General features: G+C 63.4%; 20 protein-coding genes. 6 read left to right on the top strand and 14 right to left on the bottom strand.

What is annotated here, in order from left to right; genetic code table 11:
• Positions 1-84: 84 nt before the first annotated feature.
• Together CAG33_RS24160 and CAG33_RS24155 are read left to right on the top strand one after the other, a co-directional pair.
• Positions 85-678 (top strand): phosphoheptose isomerase, encoded by a 594-nt coding sequence (locus tag CAG33_RS24160; RefSeq protein ID WP_007928463.1) that lies wholly within the window; start codon positions 85-87, stop codon positions 676-678.
• A complete protein-coding gene (locus tag CAG33_RS24155; RefSeq protein ID WP_085584828.1) occupies positions 675-1,253 on the top strand; it encodes a BON domain-containing protein in 579 nt (192 codons plus the stop codon). The genes CAG33_RS24160 and CAG33_RS24155 overlap by 4 nt, the downstream gene beginning before the upstream one ends.
• A gap of 81 nt (positions 1,254-1,334) precedes the next feature.
• On the opposite strand, the gene CAG33_RS24150 is transcribed toward CAG33_RS24155, so the two are convergent.
• From CAG33_RS24150 to rplM, 7 genes are all read right to left on the bottom strand, one after another.
• Complete coding sequence (locus tag CAG33_RS24150; RefSeq protein WP_085584826.1) at positions 1,335-1,748, bottom strand: ClpXP protease specificity-enhancing factor; 414 nt, start codon at positions 1,746-1,748, stop codon at positions 1,335-1,337.
• A 16-nt stretch (positions 1,749-1,764) separates the two neighbouring features.
• On the bottom strand, positions 1,765-2,382 hold the full coding sequence (locus CAG33_RS24145; protein ID WP_085584824.1) for a glutathione S-transferase N-terminal domain-containing protein: 618 nt from the start codon (positions 2,380-2,382) through the stop codon (positions 1,765-1,767).
• 148 nt (positions 2,383-2,530) lie between these two features.
• Complete coding sequence (locus CAG33_RS24140; protein WP_085584822.1) at positions 2,531-3,313, bottom strand: cytochrome c1; 783 nt, start codon at positions 3,311-3,313, stop codon at positions 2,531-2,533.
• Entirely contained in the window at positions 3,313-4,524 is a 1,212-nt protein-coding gene (locus CAG33_RS24135) for a cytochrome bc complex cytochrome b subunit (protein WP_085584820.1), read from the bottom strand. Before CAG33_RS24135 ends, CAG33_RS24140 begins: the two co-directional genes overlap by 1 nt.
• Positions 4,524-5,117 (bottom strand): ubiquinol-cytochrome c reductase iron-sulfur subunit, encoded by a 594-nt coding sequence (gene petA / locus CAG33_RS24130; protein WP_085584818.1) that lies wholly within the window; start codon positions 5,115-5,117, stop codon positions 4,524-4,526. The genes CAG33_RS24135 and petA overlap by 1 nt, the downstream gene beginning before the upstream one ends.
• Positions 5,118-5,384: 267 nt before the next feature.
• Positions 5,385-5,777 (bottom strand): 30S ribosomal protein S9, encoded by a 393-nt coding sequence (gene rpsI, locus CAG33_RS24125; protein ID WP_085584816.1) that lies wholly within the window; start codon positions 5,775-5,777, stop codon positions 5,385-5,387.
• A 14-nt stretch (positions 5,778-5,791) separates the two neighbouring features.
• Entirely contained in the window at positions 5,792-6,220 is a 429-nt protein-coding gene (gene rplM, locus CAG33_RS24120; protein WP_013789889.1) for a 50S ribosomal protein L13, read from the bottom strand.
• A 244-nt stretch (positions 6,221-6,464) separates the two neighbouring features.
• Here rplM and CAG33_RS24115 point away from each other — a divergent pair, with 244 nt between their 5' ends.
• Positions 6,465-7,505, top strand: a complete 1,041-nt coding sequence (locus CAG33_RS24115) for an NADP(H)-dependent aldo-keto reductase (RefSeq protein WP_085629402.1) — start codon at positions 6,465-6,467, stop codon at positions 7,503-7,505.
• 185 nt (positions 7,506-7,690) lie between these two features.
• On the opposite strand, the gene CAG33_RS24110 is transcribed toward CAG33_RS24115, so the two are convergent.
• A complete protein-coding gene (locus tag CAG33_RS24110; RefSeq protein WP_085584812.1) occupies positions 7,691-8,827 on the bottom strand; it encodes an acyl-CoA dehydrogenase family protein in 1,137 nt (378 codons plus the stop codon).
• 247 nt (positions 8,828-9,074) lie between these two features.
• On the opposite strand from CAG33_RS24110, the gene CAG33_RS24105 reads away from it, so the two are divergent.
• Entirely contained in the window at positions 9,075-9,971 is an 897-nt protein-coding gene (locus CAG33_RS24105; RefSeq protein ID WP_170929945.1) for a GlxA family transcriptional regulator, read from the top strand.
• Between the two features lie 178 nt (positions 9,972-10,149).
• On the opposite strand, the gene zapE is transcribed toward CAG33_RS24105, so the two are convergent.
• The 3 genes from zapE to CAG33_RS24090 all read right to left on the bottom strand — a co-directional run bounded on the left by zapE (position 10,150) and on the right by CAG33_RS24090 (position 13,344).
• Positions 10,150-11,244: a cell division protein ZapE gene (zapE, locus tag CAG33_RS24100; protein WP_085584808.1), complete on the bottom strand. Its 1,095-nt coding sequence runs from the start codon at positions 11,242-11,244 to the stop codon at positions 10,150-10,152.
• A gap of 90 nt (positions 11,245-11,334) precedes the next feature.
• On the bottom strand, positions 11,335-12,690 hold the full coding sequence (locus CAG33_RS24095) for a tryptophan--tRNA ligase (RefSeq protein ID WP_085629400.1): 1,356 nt from the start codon (positions 12,688-12,690) through the stop codon (positions 11,335-11,337).
• A 24-nt stretch (positions 12,691-12,714) separates the two neighbouring features.
• Entirely contained in the window at positions 12,715-13,344 is a 630-nt protein-coding gene (locus CAG33_RS24090; protein WP_085629895.1) for an alpha/beta hydrolase, read from the bottom strand.
• 144 nt (positions 13,345-13,488) lie between these two features.
• Here CAG33_RS24090 and CAG33_RS24085 point away from each other — a divergent pair, with 144 nt between their 5' ends.
• Positions 13,489-13,923: a YhcB family protein gene (locus CAG33_RS24085; protein ID WP_085584803.1), complete on the top strand. Its 435-nt coding sequence runs from the start codon at positions 13,489-13,491 to the stop codon at positions 13,921-13,923.
• A gap of 248 nt (positions 13,924-14,171) precedes the next feature.
• Here CAG33_RS24085 and CAG33_RS24080 read toward each other — a convergent pair whose 3' ends face one another.
• A complete protein-coding gene (locus tag CAG33_RS24080; protein WP_007956806.1) occupies positions 14,172-14,903 on the bottom strand; it encodes an OmpA family lipoprotein in 732 nt (243 codons plus the stop codon).
• Positions 14,904-15,016: 113 nt separating this feature from the next.
• Positions 15,017-15,661 (bottom strand): MBL fold metallo-hydrolase, encoded by a 645-nt coding sequence (locus CAG33_RS24075; RefSeq protein ID WP_085584799.1) that lies wholly within the window; start codon positions 15,659-15,661, stop codon positions 15,017-15,019.
• Positions 15,662-15,885: 224 nt separating this feature from the next.
• Here CAG33_RS24075 and CAG33_RS24070 point away from each other — a divergent pair, with 224 nt between their 5' ends.
• On the top strand, positions 15,886-19,503 hold the full coding sequence (locus tag CAG33_RS24070) for a M10 family metallopeptidase C-terminal domain-containing protein (RefSeq protein WP_085640803.1): 3,618 nt from the start codon (positions 15,886-15,888) through the stop codon (positions 19,501-19,503).
• An 80-nt stretch (positions 19,504-19,583) separates the two neighbouring features.
• Here the strand turns inward: CAG33_RS24070 and CAG33_RS24065 are convergent, their stop codons facing one another.
• A complete protein-coding gene (locus tag CAG33_RS24065; protein ID WP_085584795.1) occupies positions 19,584-22,310 on the bottom strand; it encodes a LuxR C-terminal-related transcriptional regulator in 2,727 nt (908 codons plus the stop codon).
• Positions 22,311-22,378 lie beyond the last annotated feature (68 nt).

Raw genomic sequence — 22,378 nt, 5'->3', positions numbered from 1 at the left:
ATCGTCACCCAACTCTTTTTTGCTCTTTGCTTTGCGGGCAGCACATTCACGTGCCGGACAGCCGCGCCAATTAAGGTCACACAGATGGACATGCAATCCCGAATTCGCCAGCTCTTTCAAGCCAGCATCGACACCAAGCAACAGGCGATGGACGTACTTGCACCGCACATCGAGCAAGCCAGCCAGGTGATGGTCAACGCCCTGCTCAACGAAGGCAAAATGCTGTCTTGCGGCAACGGCGGCTCGGCCGGCGACGCCCAGCACTTCTCTTCGGAACTGCTCAACCGCTTCGAACGCGAGCGCCCGAGCCTGCCGGCCATCGCCCTGACCACCGACAGCTCGACGATCACCTCGATCGCCAACGACTACAGCTACAACGAGGTGTTCTCCAAGCAGATCCGCGCCCTCGGCCAGCCGGGCGACGTGCTGCTGGCGATTTCGACCAGCGGCAACTCGGCGAACATCATTCAGGCGATCCAGGCCGCACATGACCGCGAAATGATTGTCGTAGCATTGACCGGACGCGACGGCGGCGGCATGGCTTCCCTGCTGCTGCCCGAAGACGTCGAGATCCGCGTTCCGGCCAACGTCACCGCACGTATTCAAGAAGTCCACTTGCTGGCGATCCATTGCCTTTGCGATCTGATCGACAGCCAACTGTTCGGGAGTGAAGAATGACCCCTAATCGCCTCGGCCTCCTGGCCCTGACCCTGTGCCTCGGCATCAGCGGCTGCACCTCGGTGGTGAACGCCAGCCGTGAAGCCCCCATCGACGATGACCGCGGCACCCGCACCTTCGGCAGCAAGATCGACGATTCGCTGATCGAGACCAAGGTCGGCGTCAACGTGGCCAAGGCCGACGTCGGCCTGGACAAGGATTCGCACATCGTCGTCACCAGCTTCAACGGCGTGGTGCTGTTGGCCGGCCAGACGCCGCGCGCAGACCTCAAGGCCAAGGCCGAACAGGCAGCCGCCAACGTGCAGCGCGTGAAGACCGTGCACAACGAGCTGCAGGTGATCCAGCCCTCTTCCCTGCTCGCCCGCCAGAACGACGCCTGGCTGACCACCAAGATCAAGACCCAGATGCTCACCGACGCCAACATTCCGGGCTCGCGCATCAAGGTCGTGACCGAGAACGGCATCGTCTATCTGCTGGGGCTGCTGACCAAGCAGGAAGCCGCCCAGGCCACCAACCTGGTTCAGGGTGTTTCCGGCGTGCAGAAGATCGTGAAGCTGTTCGAGTACATCGACTGACGACCGTCAGGCACCAAAGCTCAAAGCCCCCGCTTCTGCGGGGCACAAAAAAAGGCGATCCGGTTGGATCGCCTTTTTTTGTCACTTCACCACTTTCAGGCTTGGCCGGCCGCTCGGGCGCGGCGGTTCGCTGTCCGGCGGCGGCACGTCGTCATCCGGCTCGATGTCCTCTTCGTCATCCATCGGCGACTCGAGGTCGAACACCATGCCCTGGCCGTTTTCCCGGGCATAGATGCCGAGGATCGCGCCGATCGGCACGTACAGGCTGTGCGGGACGCCACCGAAGCGGCCTTCGAAGGTCACGACGTCGTTGTCCATGTGCAGATGGCGAACGGCATTGGGCGAAATGTTCAGCACGATCTGCCCGTCGCTGGCGAAGCCCTGCGGCACCTGCACCGCCGGGTATTCGGCATTGACCAGCATGTGCGGGGTGCAGTCGTTGTCCACAATCCACTCGTAGAGCGCGCGGACCAGATAAGGTCGACTGGAATTCATAGCGGCTCCTTAAGCCTTAGCGCATGTCGCGTTCGACGCCAGACAGACTCGCCTGGAAAGCCTCACGCGCAAACTGGCGCTCCATGTAATCAAGCAACGGCTTGGCCGGCCGCGGCAGTTCGATGCCCATGACCGGCAAACGCCAGAGTATGGGCAATAGGCAGCAGTCCACCAGACTTTGTTCCTCACTGAGGAAGAACGGCTTGTCGGCGAACAGCGGCGACACGCCTGTCAGGCTTTCGCGCAGCTCCTTGCGCGCCACCACGCGGGCCGCCTCCTTGGAGCGCGGATCCAGGATCAGATCCACCTGACCGCACCAGTCGCGCTGGATGCGGTGCATCAGCAGACGGCTGTTGGCACGCGCCACCGGATAGACCGGCATCAACGGCGGGTGCGGGTAACGCTCATCCAGGTACTCCATCACCACAGTCGACTCCCACAACGCCAGGTCGCGGTCGACCAGGGTGGGCAGGCTGCCGTAAGGGTTTACCTCAATCAGTTTAGGCGGCTGGCGGCCAGCCTCCACGTAAATGATTTCGGCGCTGACACCCTTCTCGGCAAGCACGATGCGCACTCGGTGGGAATAGTGGTCGGCGGGGTCGGAGTAACAGGCCAACCGATTGGTCACGCCCATGGCGATCCTCCTCGCTTGTTGAATTGATCGGAACCGGAAAAGCACGCGCGCCCAGAGGGCGCCTCCCGCAAAGCCTGGCCAACCAGACCTTGCGTCACCGGAGGCGCCCCTGGGCGCGCGCGATCGACAGCAATGGTTTGAAGCGTTATCAGTGCACGTCTTTCCAGTATTCACGCTTGAGCAGGTAGGCGAACACAAAGAAGAACGCCAGGTACAGCAAGACGTAGGTACCGATGCGCTGATGCTGCAGCTTGACCGGGTTAGCCGAGTAAGCCAGGAAGGTTACCAGATTCTTCACCTTCTCATCGAACTGCTCTTCGTTCAGCGTGCCGGTCTTCGGCACGATGGTCAGCTGGTCGCAGGCTTCGTGGGTCAGCGGCGTGCCGGTCAACGGGTCGTATTGCTTCTTGCCGTCGTCGACGATCTGCACCTGTTTGCAGCCCACGACCTGGCGACCTTGCAGGCCGACCAGCACGTTAGGCATGCCGACGTTCGGGAAGACCTTGTTGTTCACGCCCCATGGACGCGCCGGGTCTTCGTAGAACGACTTCAGGTAACCGTAGAGCCAGTCGGTGCCGCGGACACGGGCCACCAGTGTCAGGTCCGGCGGCGCTGCGCCGAACCAGGTCTTGGCGTCGGCCGGCTGCATGCCGATGCTCATGTGGTCGCCGATCTTGGCGCCGGTGAACACCAGCTTCTCCAGCATCAGTTCGTGAGGGATGCCCAAGTCATCCGCCACACGCTCGTAACGCTGGAACTTGGCGCTGTGGCAGCCCATGCAATAGTTGGCGAAGGTGCGCGCGCCGTCCTGAAGGGCCGCTTTGTCGGAGACGTCGATGTCGACCTTTTCCAGCTCGGGGCCACCGTGTTCGGCCGCGAAGGACAGCACAGGCAATGCAGCAAGAATCAGAGCAACAAATAACTTTTTCATCAGCCAGTCACCCTTTCCGGAACCGGTTTGGTCTTCTCGAGCCTGGTGTAGAACGGCATCAGAATGAAGTAGGCGAAATACAGGAAGGTGCAGACCTGCGACAGCAACGTGCGGCCCGGCGTCGGCGCCAGAACCCCCAGGATGCCGAGGATCACGAAGGCGATGCAGAACACCACCAGCCAGATCTTGCTCAGCCAGCCTTTATAGCGCATCGACTTGACCGGGCTGCGGTCGAGCCACGGCAGGACGAACAGCACCGCGATGGCCGCGCCCATGGCGATGACGCCGAAGAGCTTGTCGGGAACCGCCCGCAGGATCGCGTAGAACGGCGTGAAGTACCAGACCGGGGCGATGTGCTCAGGCGTCTTGAACGGGTTGGCCTGCTCGAAGTTCGGTTTTTCGAGGAAGTAGCCGCCCATTTCCGGGAAGAAGAACACGATGAAGCAGAAGATGAACAGGAACACGACCACACCGACGATGTCCTTCACGGTGTAGTACGGGTGGAAGGCGATGCCGTCCAGCGGTACGCCGTTCTCGTCCTTGTGCTTCTTGATGTCCACGCCGTCCGGGTTGTTCGAGCCGACTTCGTGCAGCGCCAGGATGTGCAGCACCACCAGACCGAGGATGACGATCGGCAGGGCCACCACGTGCAGCGCGAAGAAGCGGTTCAGGGTGATGCCGGAGATCAGGTAGTCACCGCGGATCCATTGGGTCAGGTCGTTGCCGATGACCGGAATCGCACCGAACAGCGAGATGATCACCTGGGCGCCCCAGTAGGACATCTGGCCCCACGGCAGCAGGTAGCCCATGAAGGCCTCGGCCATCAGCGCCAGGTAGATCAGCATGCCGAACACCCACACCAGTTCGCGCGGCTTCTGGTACGAACCGTAGAGCAGGCCACGGAACATGTGCAGATAGACCACGATGAAGAACGCCGAAGCGCCGGTGGAGTGGAGCAGACGCAGGATCGAGCCGTACTCGACGTCGCGCATGATGTATTCGACGGAGGCGAACGCCTCTTCCGCCGACGGGGTGTAGCTCATGGTCAGCCAGACGCCGGTGACGATCTGGTTGACCAGCACGAGCAGCGCCAGGGAGCCGAAGAAGTAGAAGAAGTTGAAGTTTTTCGGAGCGTAATACTTGCTGAGATGGTCTTCCCACATCTTGGTGGCGGGGAAGCGCGCATCCACCCAATCCATGAACTTGCTCATCACGCGTTCTCCTTGTCGACGCCGATGACGATGACGTCGTCAGACTCATAGGAATGCGGGGGCACTGGCAGGTTCAAAGGCGCAGGTTGCGACTTGTAGACGCGGCCAGCCAGATCGTAGTGGGAACCGTGGCAAGGGCAGAAATAGCCGCCTACCCAGTCCTTGCCCAGATCCGCGGGCGCCACTTCGGGACGGAAGGTCGGGGAGCAACCCAAGTGCGTGCAGATACCGATCAGCAGCAGGATTTCCGGCTTGATCGACCGCACTTCCGGGTCGACATAAGTGGGTTGCGTGGAGTTTTTGGAGGTCGGATCGGAGAGCTGGCCCTCGATCTTCTTGAGATTCCCCAGGATTTCCTCGGTACGGCGGACAATGAACACCGGCTGGCCGCGCCACTCAGCAATCATCTGCTGGCCTGGCTCGATCTTGCTGACATTCACTTTCACCGGTGCACCGGCAGCTTTCGCCTTGGCACTGGGAAACCATGACCCCACGAACGGGACCGCAGCCCCCACCGCCCCTGCAGCACCCACCACGGATGTGGCTGCAACCAGGAAGCGACGCCGGCCTGCATTCACGCCGTCATTGCTCATTCAGTCCTCTCCCATCAGCTTTGTGGCCTGTTAAATCAGGCATCTACTAAATAAAACTATGTACTTATAAAAATTTTGCCGAATGGTAATGAAAACCCCCAATTCTGACAAGGTAATTACCCGGAGGGCTGGCCCTCAAGCCTTGTAGTATAGGGGGTCTACGGATGTGGCAAGTTGTCACAGCGCAATTCTTCAACAAATCGCAGGCATAAAAAAACGCCCGGTTCCATGAGGAAGCGGGCGTTCTTTTTGAACGTGGAAGCGGAATTAACGCTTCGAGTACTGCGGACGCTTACGCGCTTTACGCAGACCGACTTTCTTACGTTCAACTTCACGGGCGTCACGAGTGACGTAACCGGCTTTGCGCAGGGCGCTGCGCAGAGACTCGTCGTAGTCCATCAGGGCGCGGGTGATGCCGTGGCGGATTGCGCCAGCTTGACCACTCACACCACCGCCGATCACGGTGACGTACACGTCGAACTTCTCGACGGTTTCGGTCAGCTCCAGCGGCTGACGAACTACCATGCGGGCAGTTTCGCGGCCGAAGAAGGTGTCCAGCGAACGGTTGTTGATGGAGATGTTACCAGTGCCCGGACGCAGGAAAACGCGTGCGGTTGCGGTCTTGCGACGGCCAGTGCCGTAGTTTTGAGTCGCCGACATAATGAACTATTCCGTTAAATCTTCAGTTCTTGGGGCTGCTGAGCAGTATGAGGGTGAGCAGCGCCCGCATAGACTTTCAGCTTACGGTACATGTCGCGACCCAGCGGGTTCTTAGGCAGCATGCCTTTTACCGCGGTCTCGATCACGCGCTCAGGGGCCTTGGCGATCAGCTTTTCAAAGTTGATCGACTTGATGCCGCCCGGGAAACCGGAGTGGGAGTAGTACATTTTGTCGCTGGTTTTGGCGCCAGTCACACGAACCTGCTCGGCGTTGATCACGACGATGTAGTCGCCGGTGTCAACGTGAGGGGTGTACTCAGGCTTGTGCTTGCCACGCAGGCGGCTCGCGATTTCGGTGGCCAGACGACCCAGGGTCTGACCAGCAGCGTCGACGACAAACCAGTCGCGCTTTACTGTTTCCGGTTTAGCAGTAAAAGTTTTCATTCTTTATAGCCTCAGGGGCCGCCCGTAAATAAGACGGCGGATCTTACTGAATAGTGCGTACTTTGACAAGTCAAAGGCAGCCGGATACAGACGCTTTCGGGGGCTCGGGTCGGCGCGTCCGTTCAACGGCAAGATTCTTCGGCGGCGGCGCATCACTTCCACTGCAGAAAGAGGTCGGCAATTATCCAGATTGCGAAAAAAAATTCAACCTGCTTTTATGGCTCCTTTGCCCAAGGAGCACCCGATGGACTATCGCCAGCTAGGCCGCACCGACCTGAACGTGAGCGCAATCTGCCTCGGCACCATGACCTGGGGCGAGCAGAACACCGAAGCCGAAGCCTTCGCCCAGATCGAACGGGCCAAGGGCGCCGGGATCAATTTCATCGACACCGCCGAGATGTACCCGGTGCCGCCCAAGGCCGACACCTACGCCACCACCGAGCGCTACATCGGCAATTACTTCAAGACGCGCGGCGACCGCGCCGACTGGATCCTGGCGAGCAAGATCGCCGGCCCCGGCAACACCATCGACTACATCCGCGACAAGAACCTGCGCCACAACCGCCGGCACATCACCGAGGCGGTGAACGCCAGCCTCGAACGCCTGCAGACCGACTACATCGACCTCTACCAGCTGCACTGGCCGGAGCGCAGCACCAACTTCTTCGGCCAGCTCGGCTACAAGCACAAGACCGAAGCCAACCTCACGCCGCTGGAAGACACCCTGGAGGCGCTCGACGAACAGGTGCGCGCCGGCAAGATCCGCCACATCGGCCTGTCCAACGAAACCCCGTGGGGCACCATGCGTTTCCTGGCCCTGGCCGAAGCCCGCGGCTGGCCGCGCGCCGTGTCGATCCAGAACCCCTACAACCTGCTCAACCGCAGCTTCGAGGTGGGCCTGGCGGAAATCGCCATCCGCGAACAGTGCGGCCTGCTGGCCTATTCGCCGCTGGCGTTCGGTTTCCTGTCGGGCAAGTACGAAGGCGGTGCCCGCCCGCCGAAGGGCCGCCTGAGCCTCTACAGCCGCTTCAGCCGCTACTTCAACCCGCAATCGGAAGCGGCCTGCAGCCGTTACGTGGCCCTGGCCCGCGAGCACGGGCTGGATCCGGCGCAGATGGCCCTGGCCTTCGTCAATCAGCAGCCGTTCGTCACCAGCAACATCATCGGCGCCACGACCCTGGAGCAACTGGACAGCAACATCGCCAGCTTCGACCTGAAGCTGTCCGACGAAGTGCTGGAAGGGATCGAGGCAATCCACAAGGACCATCCGAACCCGGCGCCTTGACCGGCAGATGAACCGCCATCGCGGGCAAGCCCGCTCCCACAGGGAACTCATTCCAATGCGGGAGCAACTGCCTTGTCCTGAACTGGCGCCATCGCCAGCAGGCTGGCTCCCACAGTGTTGCGGGCAACACCGACCACTGTGGGAGCGGGCTTGCCCGCGATGACGATCCGGCAGTCGCCTTACATTCAAAGCGAACGCGCAATGATCTCCTTCATGATTTCGTTGGTGCCGGCATAGATCCGCTGCACCCGCGCGTCCGCCCATGCCCGGGCCACCGGGTATTCCCACATGAAGCCGTAACCGCCATGCAGTTGCACGCACTCGTCGAGCACCTTGCATTGCAGGTCCGTGCCCCAGTACTTGGCCATCGCCGCCGTCGGCACGTCGAGCTTGCCCTGCAGGTGCAGTTCCAGGCAGCGGTCGACGAACACCCGGCCGATCTGGATCTCGGTGGCCATCTCGGCCAGCTTGAAGCGGGTGTTCTGAAAGTCGGCGATCGACTTGCCGAACGCCTTGCGGTCACGGGTGTAGTCCAGCGTCCATTGCAGCGCCGCCTCGGCCGACGCCAGCCCGCCGATGGCCACCGTCAGGCGTTCCTGCGGCAACTCCTGCATCAGGTAGGCGAACCCGGCGCCCGCCTGCCCCAGCAGGTTTTCCTTCGGCACGCGCACGTCCTGGAAGAACAGTTCGGAGGTGTCCTGGGCCTTCATGCCGACCTTCTCCAGGCGCTTGCCCTTGTCGAAGCCCGGCGTGCCGGCCTCCACCAGAAACAGGCTGGTGCCCTTGGCCCCGGCCTTCGGGTCGGTCTTGGCGACGACGATCACCAGATCCGCGAGATAGCCGTTGGTGATGAAGGTCTTCGAGCCGTTGATCACGTACTCGTCGCCGTCCAGCACCGCGGTGGTCTTGACCCCTTGCAGGTCGGAACCCGCCCCCGGCTCGGTCATGGCGATGGCGCTGACCATTTCGCCGGAGACCAGCTTCGGCAGGTATTTCTGCTTCAGCGCCTCGCTGCCGTAATGCAGGATGTAGGGCGCGACGATGTCCGAATGCAACGAGAACCCGATGCCGGTCAGCCCCAGCCGACCGACCTCTTCGATCACCACCGCACTGTAGAGGAAGTCCGCCCCCAGCCCGCCGTACGCCTCCGGCAGGTGCGAGCACAGCATCCCCGCCTCCCCCGCCTTGTTCCACAGATTGCGGTCGATGTAGCCTTGCTTCTCCCACTGTCCATGGAACGGCACGGCCTCTTTCTGGAGGAACGTACGCACGCTGTCGCGGAACAGTTCGTGCTCGGGACTGAACAGGGTTCTGGGGATCATGCGGCACCTTTTTCTTTATTGTTGAAAGGATCGAGCCTTCAGAGACTAAGCCCCGCTCCCGATACAGGACACTGGACACATCCGACAAAAAATAAGACGATCCAGCCGTCTGATGACCACTTTCCCTTATAAAAACAAAAGTTGAATTATGTCTAAGCAAGTCTCCACGCCCTTGCGGCGCGTCAGCATCCTGGCGATCGACCGGGTTTTCGCCTCCACCCTCATGCAAGCCAAGGACTTCTTCCACCTGGCCAGCCTGCGCTACGGCAAACAACTGGGCCACGGCCTGACGCCGGCGTTCGAAACCCGCCTGGTCAGCCCCGACGGCAAACCGGTGAACAGCTTCAGCGACGTGATCATGCCGGTGGACGGCGGCCTGGAGAACACCGACGTCATCATCCTCCCGGCGTTCTGGGACGACTTCGAGACCCTGTGCAAACGCTACCCGCAGGTGCTGCCGTGGCTGCGCGAACAGCACGCCCGCGGCGCGGTGCTCTGCGGCGAGGCGACCGGGGTGTTCTGGCTGGCGGAGGCCGGTTTGCTCAACGGCAAGGAAGCGACCACCTACTGGCGTTTCTTCAACGCGTTCGCCGAGCGGTTCCCGCAGGTCTACCTCAACCAGGACAAGCACCTGACCGACGCCGACAACCTGTACTGCGCCGGCGGCACCACCTCGGCCTGCGACCTCTACATCTACCTGATCGAGCGCTTCTGCGGCGCCAACGTGGCGCAGGCCGTGGCCCGGGACATCCTCTATGAAGTGCAGCGCAGCTACTCGCCGGGCCGCATCGGCTTCGGCGGCCAGAAGCTGCACCAGGACGTGATCATCCTGCAGATCCAGCACTGGCTCGAAGAGCATTTCGCCGACAAGTTCCGCTTCGAGGACGTGGCCCGCGAGCATGGCATGAGCATCCGCAACTTCATGCGCCGCTTTCAGACCGCCACCGGCGACAAGCCCCTGCATTACCTGCAGCGGCTGCGCATCGAGACCGCCAAGGGGCTGCTGTCCGGCAGCCGCAAGAGCATCAAGACCATCAGCTACGAAGTCGGCTACGACGACGCGAGTTTCTTCGCAAGGTTGTTCCGCCAGCACACCGAGCTGTCGCCGAACCAATACCGGCAGCAGTTCCAGCAGGCGGCCTGACCTCGCAGGTCAGCACAACATGTGGGAGCGGGCTTGCCCGCGAAGAGGGAGTGTCAGCGAAGAAACCATCGACTGACACGACGCCTTCGCGGGCAAGCCCGCTCCCACAGGGTACGCGGTGACTTCGAATACAAAAAAGGGCCTGCGATTGCAGGCCCTTTTCATGTTCCGGATCGCGTTACGGCTTGTGCGCCCGCGCGAGGAATTCGTGCGACTGCATCTCCAGCAGACGGCTCAGCGTGCGCTGGAACTCGAACGTCAGGCGCCCGCCGGTGTACAGGTCCTTCAGCTCCACCTCGGCGGAGATGATCAGCTTGACGTTGCGGTCGTAGAACTCGTCGACCATGTTGATGAAGCGGCGGGCGATGTCGTCGGTGGTGACGCTCATCTGCTCCACGCCGCTGAGCAGCACGGCATGGAAGATCTTGCCCAGTTCGATGTAGTCGTTCTGGCTGCGCGGGCCGTCGCACAGTTCGCGGAAGTCGAACCAGGCCACGTCGTCGCAGGTGCGCAGCGCACGGATTTCGCGGTTTTCGATGATCAGCACATCGTTTTCCACCGCGGCGGTGCATTCCGGGGTCAGCGCACGGAAGCTCTTGCGCAGGCTTTCGTGGGCGGCCTCGTCCAGCGGGTAGTGGAACAGTTCCGCCTGTTCGAGGTGGCGCAGGCGGTAGTCGACGCCGCTGTCGACGTTGACGATCTCGGTGTTCTGCTTGATCAGCGCGATGGCCGGCAGGAAGCGCGCGCGCTGCAGGCCGTCCTTGTATAGGCCGTCCGGCACGATGTTCGAGGTGGCGACCAGGGACACGCCGTTCTTGAACAGCTCTTCCATCAGGGTGCCGAGGATCATGGCGTCGGTGATGTCGGAGACGAAGAACTCATCGAAGCAGATCACTCGCGATTCGGCGGCGAAGCGCTTGGCGATGATGGTCAGCGGGTTCTTCTCGCCGCCCAGGGTCTTCATCTCTTCGTGCACGCGCTTCATGAAGCGGTGGAAGTGGGTGCGGGTCTTTTCCTTGAACGGCAGCGCCTCGAAGAAGGTGTCCACCAGGTACGTCTTGCCGCGGCCCACGCCGCCCCAGAAGTACAGCCCCTTGACCGGTGCCTGATCCTTCTTGCCGAACAGTTTGCCCAGCAGGCCCGGCTTGTTCTGCTCGGCGGCGATCAGATCGTCGTACAGCCGCTGCAGATGACGCACGGCGGTTTCCTGGGCGGCGTCATGGAAAAAGTCCGGACGTTTCAGATCAGCTTGATATCGTTCTAGGGGCGTCATAATTCGTTAGCAAGGCAACAAAAACGGGCCGACACTGTAGCGACGGCCCCGGGGAATGGCAATCGGCCCTTGGTCGGGCCGAACCGTTGTTTATTCCTGAACCGGCGTCAGCGCGATCCGCAGCGCCTCGACCGCCGCATCCCGCGCAGCGGCGTCGGCGAACGCCGGGCTGTCGCCGACGCACTCGCCTTCCAGCCACACGCTGAACGCCAGGCCTTCGCTGCGCACATCCAGCGCCTGACCCGATTGCAGTTGCTTGGTCACCTGGCCCGCCGCCTTGCCGTCGGCGAAATTGCGCGACAGCAGCAGTTGCTCGCCGTCCGCTGCCAGCAGACGGAAGCGGAAGCTGCCGTCGTCCTCGCGAAAACTGACGAACCGTGCGGCTTTGGCGGCTTTCTTCTTGGTGGTCGCGGCCGCTTGCGCCTGATTGACGAACGAACGCAGGCCGACGGCCTCGCGCAGTTCGTTGAGGAACGGCGTGGCCACCGCACGGGCCTTTTTCGCGCCGTGCTGCAGGATGTCTTCCAGGTCCGCCGGACGCTCGATCAACTGGTGATAGCGCTCGCGGGACTCGCCCAACTGGCCGTCGAGCAACTGGAACAGGCGGCTCTTCGCCTCACCCCAGCCCAACCCCTGCAGCAGGTCGCTGCGGAACTCGTCGGCCTGCGCCGGAGTGGCGAACGCCTGGAACAGGGTGAACAGGTGCGAGTTGTCCGGATCCTTCGCCTCGCCCGGCGCCCGGGAGTCGGTGACGATCCGCGAGATCGCATCCTTCATGTCCTTGGAGCTGGAGAACAGCGGGATGGTGTTGTCGTAGCTCTTGGACATCTTGCGGCCGTCGAGGCCCGGCAGCGTGGCGACGCTTTCCTCGATCTGCGCCTCGGGCAGGGTGAAGAACTCCTTGCCCTGGCCGAACAGGTGGTTGAAGCGCTGGCCGATGTCACGGGCCATTTCGACGTGCTGGATCTGGTCGCGTCCGACCGGCACCTTGTGCGCGTTGAACATCAGGATGTCGGCGGCCATCAGCACCGGATAGCTGTACAGCCCCATGGTGACGCCGGCGTCCGGGTCTTCGCCGGCCTCGACGTTCTTGTCCACCGACGCCTTGTAGGCATGGGCGCGGTTGAGCAGGCCCTTGGCGGCGACGCAGGTCAGCAGCCAGGTCAGCTCGGGGATTTCCGGGATGTCGGACTGGCGATAGAACGTCACGCGGTCCACATCCAGGCCGCCGGCCAGCCAGGTCGCGGCGATCTCCAGGCGCGAACGCTGAATGCGCAGCGGGTCGTCGCACTTGATCAGGGCGTGATAGTCGGCCAGGAAGTAGAACGAATCGGCGTTCGTGTCACGGCTGGCGACGATCGCCGGGCGGATGGCGCCGGCATAGTTGCCCAGGTGCGGCGTGCCGGTGGTGGTGATGCCGGTGAGGATGCGGGTACGGTTCGTCATGGGTAATCGCTTGTCAGACTGCAATCAATTCGAGAGACGCGGCAGGATCAGATCCTTGAGATCGGTCAGCTTGCCATGAAAAAAGTGTCCGCATTCTGCCACTTTCAGCAGCTCATGGGGGCGCTGGAGTTTGCCGGACCATTCGTAGACCAGCTGCGGATCGATCACTTCGTCGGTTTCCGGCTGAATCACCGTCAGTTCGCCTTGATGCGGCAGCTGATCCTGCTCGCCCAGGCGCATCACCGCCGGCGCGACCATGAACAGGTGCTTGAGCGTCACGCCCTGGGCCTCAAGGCGCCCGCCGAGGCTGGCCGCCACGAACCCGCCGAAGGAAAAGCCGAACAGGGTCAGCGGCAGCTGCGGGTGCTTGGCCCGCAGCCAGGCGGCAGCGGCCCAGGCGTCGTCGACCTCGCCGCTGCCCATGTCGTGGCTGCCTTCGCTGGCGCCGACGCCACGGTAGTTGAAGCGCAGGGTGATCAGGCCGGCGTCGCGCGCGGTGCGCTGCAGGGTCGAGACGACCTTGTTGAGCATCGTGCCGCCCTGCACCGGGTTCGGGTGGCAGATCAGCGCGATGCCGCGCGGCTGTTCGTTGTCCAGGTACAGGGCTTCAAGTTGACCGACAGGGCCGGCAATCGCTACAGGGGTTTCACGCATCAGCAAGGAAGGAACTCCGTGACCTCGGATCGGGTCGACTCGTCTAGCAAATTGTCTGTGCCGATCTATTGCGAGTGAATCGCGGTATACAGCGCAGGTTCGAGCCGTTAACGTAAAGCAAAGCCGTTTATAGAGGAAGGACTCGTGGAACACTCGCTCTTAGTTTGGTTGTTGCCGACTCTTGCCCTGGTTGTGGGTGTAGCCATCGGTTTCCTGATCGCTCGCGTTGCGCCGAACGCCGCGCCGAGCCGCACGCAGCGTCAGCTGGATGACATCCAGGAACGTTTCGACAGTTATCAGAACGAAGTGGTGACCCACTTCAACAGCACCGCGAACCTGGTCAAGAAGCTGACCCAAAGCTACCAGGAAGTGCAGGATCACCTGGCCGAAGGCGCCAACCGCCTGGCCCTGGACGAACAGACCCGCCAACGCCTGCTGGCTTCGCTGCACGCCGAAGCGAGCCAGGCGCCACGGGAACGCCTGACCCCGCCACGGGACCAGGAGCCGCCGCGGGACTACGCGCCGAAAGCGCCGAACTCGCCGGGCATGCTCGACGAGCATTACGGCCTGAAGAAGTAAGCGGCCTCCGCTCCAAGCGAAAAGCCCCCGGACATGCGAGTGTCCGGGGGCTTTTTTGTGTCCGGCGTCTTCGGTGTCGGTCACGACCCCATCGCCAGCAGGCTGGCTCCCGCCGATGCAGCGCATACCTGTCGGACCGGCAACCGCACTCCCCTGAGGGAACCAGCCTGCTGGCGATGAGGCCATGGCCGGCCACACAAAAAAATGCCCGATCACCAGGATCGGGCATTTTTCATTCGGCCGTCGGGTTACGGATACTGCTGAACCGTGCCCGGCTGCTGCTGACCCCCGTACTGCTGACCCGGAATCGCCTTCAGGTTGACCTCGACCCGGCGGTTCTGCGCCCGGCCGTTGACGTCGCCATTGCTGGCGATCGGGTTGTCCGGGCCGGCGCCCCGGGCCGACAGGTTGGCGCCGCTGACGCCTTGCGACGTCAGGTAGGTCGCCACGCTCTGCGCACGGCGCTGGGACAGGTCCATGTTGTGCTGGCGGCTGCCGGTGCTGTCGGTGTAGCCGACGATCTCGATCTGGTTCTGGTTGAACTCCTTCAGGGAGTTGGCCAGGTTGTTGAGCGGCTGATAGAAGCTGGAGGCGATGTTCGCCGAATCGGTGGCGAAGGTGATGTTGCCCGGCATGATCAGCTTGATCTGATCGCCCTGGCGCTGCACCTCGACGCCGGTGTTGGCCATGCTGGCGCGCAGTTTCTTCTCTTGCTGGTCGGCGTAGTAGCCGTAACCGGCCGCCGAGGCGCCGACCACGGCGGCGCCGATCAGGGCACCCTTGCCGCGGTTGTTGTGGTCGATCGCCGCACCGGCCAGGGCGCCGGCCAGGGCACCGAGGCCGCCGTACTTGGCGGTCTTGCTCATGCCCTGGGAGCCGCCGTCGGCCTGGCCCTGGTTGTCGTACGGGTTGGGCGAGGCGCAGCCGGACAAAACGGCCACGGCGGTGGCGACAATGATCAAACGACGGGTGGTGAACATGGAGTGCTCCTACATTTGCATTCTGTTGTGCAGCGGCCATTGGCAAAAGACCCGTGCGGGCGTTGGATCATGGCAATGGGCAAAAATTCCGCCGTGCACTCATGACAAAATGTTTAGGCGCGCACGAAGGGGTTTTCACGCATCTCGTCGCCCAGCCGGGTGTCCGGGCCATGTCCCGCCACCACGGTGGCGTCTTCGTCCAGGGTGTACAGCCGCTGCTTGATCGATCGCACGATGGTCGCCTGATCGCCGCCCCACAAGTCCGTGCGTCCCACTCCGCGACGGAACAGCGTGTCGCCGGCAATCAACAGCTTAGCCTCGGAAAACCAGAAGCTCATGGAACCTGGCGTATGCCCCGGCGTGTGCAGCGCGACGCCGCAGCCGCAGGCCAGCTCTTCGTCGTCCTCGAGCCAGCGGTCCGGCGACGGCACCGGGGTGTACGGCACGCCGAACATCTGGCATTGCATCTCCAGGTTGTCCCACAGGAACTGGTCGTCCTTGTGCAGGTGCAGGGTGGCGCCGGTCTTTTCCTTCATCTGGCCGGACGCCAGGAAGTGATCGAGATGGGCATGGGTGTGGATGATGCTGACCACCTTCAGCCCCAAGGCGTCGAGGCGCGCCATGATCCGGTCCGGATTGCCGCCGGGGTCGACGACGATGGCCTTTTTCGTGATCGGATCGCCGATGATCGTGCAGTTGCATTGCAGCGGGCCGACAGGAAAGGTTTCGCGGATGAGTTGGGGCTTGATGGCGGTCATGGGAAGTCCTGTGTGTTCGTGGGCCTGCCGGGCGCGACGCACGGTCGGCAATGGCGCTCAGGATTCTACGCCACCGGCCGATAGAGAACCTCCGGTCAGATTTTTGGCGCCATGAATAAAAAAATAGTGGCCAATTGATGCCAGTCGCCCGGTTTCTAATGCAAAATTGCACTTTGTAGCGGCCACATTTTCAGGAAGGGCCGCAGCCTACTCAGGAAATCCGCATGCCCCGCCCTACTGGTTACACCGATGCTACGTTCGCCTCGCTGACTGGCGTCAAACCCGTCGACAGTCTCATTTCCGGCTACAAATGGGAAAGCACCAAGTGGTGGTCGCCAACAGCCGTAACCAGTCTGACGTACAGTTTCATTGTGCCGGGCACTTCCGTCTTCGCCCCCAACTACAGCCCCGACAACGAGCCCAAGGCCGCCTATGCGCTGACCGACGCGCAAAAGACGGCGGTGACCGCGGCGCTGGGCGCCTGGTCCGCCGTGGCCAACATCACGTTCCAATTGACGGGCGAATCGTCGACAAGCGTGGGCGACCTGCGCTTCGGCGGCTACACGCTGCTGGACAGCGGCTCCGCAGCTTGGGCCTACACGCCGTACGAAACCCCCAACGCCGGCGACGTCTGGATCGGCCCGAACACCAATGAGCCATCGCCCGACAAAGGCACCTACGATTTCATGACGTTCGTCCATGAGATCGGCCATGCGATCGGCCTCAAGCATTCGTTCGCCCCGTCGGTTTACAACAGCATCACGCTTGATCCGCAGCTCGATGACGCGGGCTTCACGATCATGAGCTACAACAACAACTATTCCTATCTGCCGACCACCCCCATGGTGCTCGACATTCTGGCGATCCAGAGCCTGTACGGCGCCAATACCCAATGGGCGACCGGCAACAACGTCTACTCCTGGGCACCGACGCAGTCCGTGTTCGAAACCATCTGGGACGCCGGCGGCATCGACACGATCGATGCCAGCAACCAATTGGCGGCCGTCAGCATCAACCTCAACGAAGGCCAGTACAGCAAGATCGGCAAGGCCTTCACCGATCAGGCGGGCAACACCTTCAACCAAGGGCTGGCCATTGCCTTCGGCGCGAAGATCGAAAACGCCACCGGCTCGGCATTCAACGACACCCTGACCGGCAATGCCCTGGACAACACCCTCAACGGCGGCGCCGGCGCGGACATCATGGAAGGCGGCGCCGGCAACGACAGCTATGTCGTCGACAACGTCGGCGATGTGGTCATCGAGCAGGGCCCTTCGGCCAGCGACGTCGATTCGGTGTACTCCTACATCGACTACACCCTGGGCGCCAACCTGGAGAACCTCAACCTGGTCGGCGGCGCCCTCAACGCCACCGGCAACTCGCTGAACAACATCCTCCGGGGCACCGACGGCAACAACGTGCTGGACGGCGGCGCCGGCGCCGACCTGATGATCGGCGGCCTGGGCAACGACATTTACATCGTCGACAACGTCGGCGACGTGGTCAGCGAGACCAGCACCCTGGCCAGCGAGATCGACACCGTCCGCGCCTCCGTGAACTACACCCTCAGCGCCAACGTCGAGAACCTCACCCTGACCGGCACCGGCAACATCTACGGCATCGGCAACGAGCTGAACAACGTCATCATCGGCAACGACGGCGACAACCAGCTGGTCGGCGGCGCGGGCGTGGACACCCTGATCGGCGGCAAGGGCAACGACGCCTACGGCATCGACCAGGTCGGCGAGCTCGCCCTGGTCCAGGAACTGGCCAACGAAGGCATCGACCGCCTGGAGATCTCGTTCAACGCGACCGCCCAGAGCACCATCGACCTGAACCAGAGCAACCTGCAGAATTTCGAAGACGTCGCCATCATCGGCGCCGGCGACTTCTCCCTCTTCGGCAACGCCCAGAACAACACCCTGATCGGCAACGCCGGCAACAACACCCTCAACGGCGGCGCCGGCGCGGACACCCTGATCGGCGGCGCCGGCAGCGACAGCTACGTCATCGACAACGTCGGCGACGTGATCATCGAGCAAGGTCCGTCGGCCACCGACGTCGACTCGGTGTACTCCTACATCGACTACACCCTGGGCGCCAACCTCGAGAACCTCAACCTGGTCGGCGGCGCCCTCAACGCCACCGGCAACGCCCTGAACAACGTCCTGCGGGGCAACGACAACGACAACCGCCTGATCGGCGGCGCCGGCCTGGACATCATGATCGGCGGCAAGGGCAACGACACCTACGGCCTCGACCAGGCCGGCGAGCTCGCCCTCGTCCAGGAACTGGCCAACGAAGGCACCGACCGCCTGGAGATCTCGTACAGCGCGACCGCCCAGAGCAGCACCGTCGACCTGGGCCTGGCCAACCTGCAGAACGTCGAGGACGTCACCCTCCTCGGCGCCGGCGACTTCACCGTCTACGGCAACGCCCTGAGCAACACCCTGATCGGCAACAGCGGCAACAACACCCTCAACGGCGGCGCCGGCGCGGACACCCTGATCGGCGGCGCCGGCAGCGACAGCTACGTCATCGACAACGTCGGCGACGTGATCATCGAGCAGGGCCCGTCGGCCAGCGACGTCGATTCGGTGTACTCCTACATCGACTACACCCTGGGCGCCAACCTCGAGAACCTCAACCTGGTCGGCAGCGCCCTCAACGCCACCGGCAACTCGCTGAACAACACCCTCAGGGGCACCGACGGCAACAACGTGCTGGACGGCGGCGCCGGCGCCGACATCATGATCGGCGGACTGGGCAACGACACCTACATCGTCGACAACGTCGGCGACGTGGTCAGCGAGACCAGCACCCTGGCCAGCGAGATCGACACCGTCCGCGCCTCCGTGAACTACACCCTCAGCGCCAACGTCGAGAACCTCACCCTGACCGGCACCGGCAACATCTACGGCATCGGCAACGAGCTGAACAACGTCATCATCGGCAACGACGGCGACAACCAGCTGGTCGGCGGCGCGGGCGTGGACACCCTGATCGGCGGCAAGGGCAACGACGCCTACGGTATCGACCAGGTCGGCGAGCTCGCCCTGGTCCAGGAACTGGCCAACGAAGGCACCGACCGCCTGGAGATCTCGTTCAACGCGAGCGCCCAGAGCACCATCGACCTGGGCCTGGCCAACCTGCAGAACGTCGAAGACGTCGCCCTCGTCGGCGCCGGCGACTTCAGCGTCTACGGCAACGCCCTGAACAACACCCTGATCGGCAACAGCGGCAACAACACCCTCAACGGCGGCGCCGGCGCGGACACCCTGATCGGCGGCGCCGGCAGCGACAGCTACGTCATCGACAATGTCGGCGACGTGATCATCGAGCAGGGCCCCTCGACCACCGACGTCGATTCGGTGTACTCCTACATCGACTACACCCTGGGCGCCAACCTCGAGAACCTCAACCTGGTCGGCGGCGCCGTCAAGGCCACCGGCAACTCGCTGAACAACGTTCTGCGGGGCAACGCCGGCAACAACGTGCTGGACGGCGGTGCAGGCGCAGACACCCTGTTCGGCGATACCGGGGCGGACACGTTCGTGTTCCGTGCCGTCAATGAAATGGGGATCGGCGCCAACCGCGACGTGATCAGCGACTTCAGCAGCCTGCAAGGCGACAAGATCGACCTGACCCAGTTCGATGCCAACCTGCTGCAGAGCGGCATGAACGGCTTCACGTTCATCGGCGCCAACGCCTTCACCGGCGCCGGTCAACTGCGCTTCGTCGATCACGTGCTGTCGGGCAACGTCAGCGGCAACGCCGGCGCCGATTTCGAGATCATGCTGGTCGGCGTCAACAGCTTCAGCGCCAACGATCTGGTGTCCTGATCGCCTCGCGGCTGTGACTGAACGAAAAACGCCCCGACCGGTTCGGGGCGTTTTTCATTGGGGGGACTGCGCTGGACCGCTCAGGCCAGCACACCCAACGCCTTGGCCCGCGCCACGGCCTGGGTGCGCCGCTCCACGCCCAGCTTGCTGTTGATGTGGCTGGCATGGGTCTTGACCGTGTGCAGCGAAATGAACAGCTGTTCGCTGATTTCCTGGTTCGAGCAACCTTGGGCGATCAGCCGCAGCACCGCCAACTCGCGGGAACTCAACAGCTCGGCCGCCGGAGCCTCCAACGCCGCACGCGCAGGGGCCGGCGGGAACAGCTCCAGCAATTGCCGGCCCAGCGGGCTTCCGGTCAGTTGGCTGCGCAACCAGTCCGGGTGCTCGTCGAACAGTTGTCCGAACGGCTGCAGCACACCGCCGGCGGCCGCTTCGAGGGCCTGGCTCAAGGCCTTGCGCGCTTCAGGCTCCCGCCCGCCGCCCAGCAGCACGGCGACCTTCTGCGTCAACGCCATCACGCTGAGCAGCTGCCGCCCGGTTTGCTGGCCGTTTTCCAGCAACACGTTCAGCCGGCCTTCGGCGAGCATCGGCTGCCCTTGAATCACATCCAGCAAGGCCTGCTGCAATTCGACATGCAACGGCAACTGCGGATGGAACTCCGGCGGCGCCGCGGCGCGTTCGCCTGTGTAGGTCTGCCCCAGGCGCGCCAGCCAGGCCTCGGCCAGGTCGGTGCGCCCCTGCGCCAGCCACAGTTCGCATTTGACCAGGGTGATCATCGCCAGGTAATAGATCGGCGGAACGTCCCAGATGTGCATCAGCCGCTCGGCTTCGGCCAACTCGGCGAAGGCCTTGGCGAATTCGCCGCCGCTGCCCTCCAGCCGGGCGATCACACAGTGGCCGATCAGCACGCTGATGTCGCGGCAGGCCCGCGCCTCGCTCAGGCCGGCCTGCAGCCGTGCCCGCGCCGCCCGGGGTTGCAGGCGCATGGCCAACAGAAAACCTTCGTACAGCGTCAGCCGGGCCCGCACGGCGTACAGGCGCTGCGTCGACAGCCCGCGCAGGCGCTCAAGCCCCTGGTGCACTTCATCGAGCGCCCGCAGGATTTCCCCCCGGGCCTGCAGCACCCGCGCCCGGTCATAGTGGGTCAGGGCCTCGAACAACGGATTGCCGACCCGCTGCGCCAGCTCCAGGGACTCGCGGTTCAGGCGCCGGGCCTGCCAGAGGTCGCCGTCGGCGATCGCCAGGTTGGACAGGGTCGAGAGGCACATCAGCCGTTGCCCGTAGCGCTTTTCAGGAAGGCTCTCCAACGCTTCGCTGCAGTATTGGCGTGTCAGCTCGCGCCGGCCGCGGCCCCGGGCGATGATCCCGCTCAACGCCAGCCATTGCGCCAGCATGGATTTCTGGGCGGTGGCCGACGGTGCCGGCAGGAAGCGGCTGAGGTGGCTGGCCAGTTCCTCGGCGGCATCGAGCTGGCAGGCCAGGCCCAGGGCCCAGCTGTACAGCACGATCAACCGCGGCGTGCTGATCAGCAGGCTGTCGGGCAGGTCCATCTTCCAGCGCAGCAGCATGCCGACGTTCTGCTCGGCCAGCAGTTGCTCCTCGGACAGGTTCTGCACCAGGTTCGCCGCCACGTCCAGGTGCCCGGCGCGCAGGGCCTGCTCCACCGCCTCGTCCAAGAGGCCCTGGGCGTTGAACCAGCGGCAGGCGCGCAGGTGCAAGGTGGCCGGCGGCACCATGGCATGGGCGGCAGGCCGGCTGCGCAACAGGTCGGAAAACAGGTGATGGTAACGGTACCAGTGGCCGTGCTCATCCAGCGGCACCAGGAACACCTGATGCGCCAGCAGGTAGCGCAGGATCTCGGCGCTGTCGTGGGCTTCGCGCACGGCATCGCACAGCTCGCTGCAGAAGCGCTCCTGCGGCGCGGTGTCGAAGAGGAAAGCCTGCACGTCCGCCGGCAGGCAGTCGATCACCTCCTCCAGCAGGTAGTCGCGGATCAGCCCTTCCCCGCCGTTCAAGGCCTGCGGCAGCGCCGCTTCGTTGCCGGCCCCGGCCGCCGCCAGCAGCCAGAAACGCAAGCCGGCGACCCACCCTTCGCTGCGCTGGATCAGGTTCTCCACCGCCTCACCGCGCAAGGCGCTGCTGTGGCGGTCGAGCAAGGCCAGCGCCTCGTCGCGGGTCAGGCGCAGGTCCTGCTCGTTGAGTTCCAGCAGTTGCCGCGACAGGCGCAGGCGCGCCAGGTGCCAGTCCGGCCGCTGGCGGCTGGTGACCATGACCAGCAGGCCGTCGGGCAAATGGTTGAGGAAAAATTGCAGGCAACGGTCGAGCACCGGCCCCTGGGCAAGGTGGTAATCGTCGAGCACCAGCAGCAGCGGCGCCGAAGGATCGAGCTGCAGCGCCAGTTCGTCGAGCAGGCCGTCCAGCCACTCTTCGAAGGCGAACGGCTGATGACGCTGACGCATTTTCAGCAGCCCCAGCGCCCGGCTGCCCAACTGCGGGAAAAAGTCCTGCAGGCCTTCAAGCAGGCGTTCGAGGAAACGCCCCGGATCGCTGTCCCGCGGGCTCAGGCCCAGCCACAGGCTCTGCCAGTGCGCCGGCAGGCTCTGGCAGAACTCCACCGCCAGCGAACTCTTGCCGAAACCGGCCGGGGCGCTGACCAGCAACAGCCGCCCGCCGAGGCCGGCGCGCAGGCGCTCGCACAGGCGCGGGCGCAACACATGGCCGTCAGGCAGCGGCGGACGGAAGAAACGGCCGTCCAGTGCCGCGACGGCAACGCTTGCAGGACCCGGTAGCGGGGACAGATCAGTCATGGCCGGCTCTTGTTCGAATGGCTGTTGGCGGCGTGGCAGATGTCCGCAGACTAGCCGTAAACGAAGAG

The organism is Pseudomonas sp. B3(2017) (assembly GCF_002113595.1).
Lineage (GTDB): Bacteria > Pseudomonadota > Gammaproteobacteria > Pseudomonadales > Pseudomonadaceae > Aquipseudomonas > Aquipseudomonas ekonensis.
The sequence above is the reverse complement of the archived record's forward strand: the minus strand, read 5'-3'. Positions and strand labels throughout refer to the sequence as shown.

Coding starts and splice junctions, on each gene's coding strand:
- CAG33_RS24160 (WP_007928463.1), top strand. CDS start 85: ATGGACATGCAATCCCGAATTCGCCAGCTCTTTCAAGCCAGCATCGAC.
- CAG33_RS24155 (WP_085584828.1), top strand. CDS start 675: ATGACCCCTAATCGCCTCGGCCTCCTGGCCCTGACCCTGTGCCTCGGC.
- CAG33_RS24150 (WP_085584826.1), bottom strand. CDS start 1,748: ATGAATTCCAGTCGACCTTATCTGGTCCGCGCGCTCTACGAGTGGATT.
- CAG33_RS24145 (WP_085584824.1), bottom strand. CDS start 2,382: ATGGGCGTGACCAATCGGTTGGCCTGTTACTCCGACCCCGCCGACCAC.
- CAG33_RS24140 (WP_085584822.1), bottom strand. CDS start 3,313: ATGAAAAAGTTATTTGTTGCTCTGATTCTTGCTGCATTGCCTGTGCTG.
- CAG33_RS24135 (WP_085584820.1), bottom strand. CDS start 4,524: ATGAGCAAGTTCATGGATTGGGTGGATGCGCGCTTCCCCGCCACCAAG.
- petA (WP_085584818.1), bottom strand. CDS start 5,117: ATGAGCAATGACGGCGTGAATGCAGGCCGGCGTCGCTTCCTGGTTGCA.
- rpsI (WP_085584816.1), bottom strand. CDS start 5,777: ATGTCGGCGACTCAAAACTACGGCACTGGCCGTCGCAAGACCGCAACC.
- rplM (WP_013789889.1), bottom strand. CDS start 6,220: ATGAAAACTTTTACTGCTAAACCGGAAACAGTAAAGCGCGACTGGTTT.
- CAG33_RS24115 (WP_085629402.1), top strand. CDS start 6,465: ATGGACTATCGCCAGCTAGGCCGCACCGACCTGAACGTGAGCGCAATC.
- CAG33_RS24110 (WP_085584812.1), bottom strand. CDS start 8,827: ATGATCCCCAGAACCCTGTTCAGTCCCGAGCACGAACTGTTCCGCGAC.
- zapE (WP_085584808.1), bottom strand. CDS start 11,244: ATGACGCCCCTAGAACGATATCAAGCTGATCTGAAACGTCCGGACTTT.
- CAG33_RS24095 (WP_085629400.1), bottom strand. CDS start 12,690: ATGACGAACCGTACCCGCATCCTCACCGGCATCACCACCACCGGCACG.
- CAG33_RS24090 (WP_085629895.1), bottom strand. CDS start 13,344: ATGCGTGAAACCCCTGTAGCGATTGCCGGCCCTGTCGGTCAACTTGAA.
- CAG33_RS24080 (WP_007956806.1), bottom strand. CDS start 14,903: ATGTTCACCACCCGTCGTTTGATCATTGTCGCCACCGCCGTGGCCGTT.
- CAG33_RS24075 (WP_085584799.1), bottom strand. CDS start 15,661: ATGACCGCCATCAAGCCCCAACTCATCCGCGAAACCTTTCCTGTCGGC.
- CAG33_RS24070 (WP_085640803.1), top strand. CDS start 15,886: ATGCCCCGCCCTACTGGTTACACCGATGCTACGTTCGCCTCGCTGACT.
- CAG33_RS24065 (WP_085584795.1), bottom strand. CDS start 22,310: ATGACTGATCTGTCCCCGCTACCGGGTCCTGCAAGCGTTGCCGTCGCG.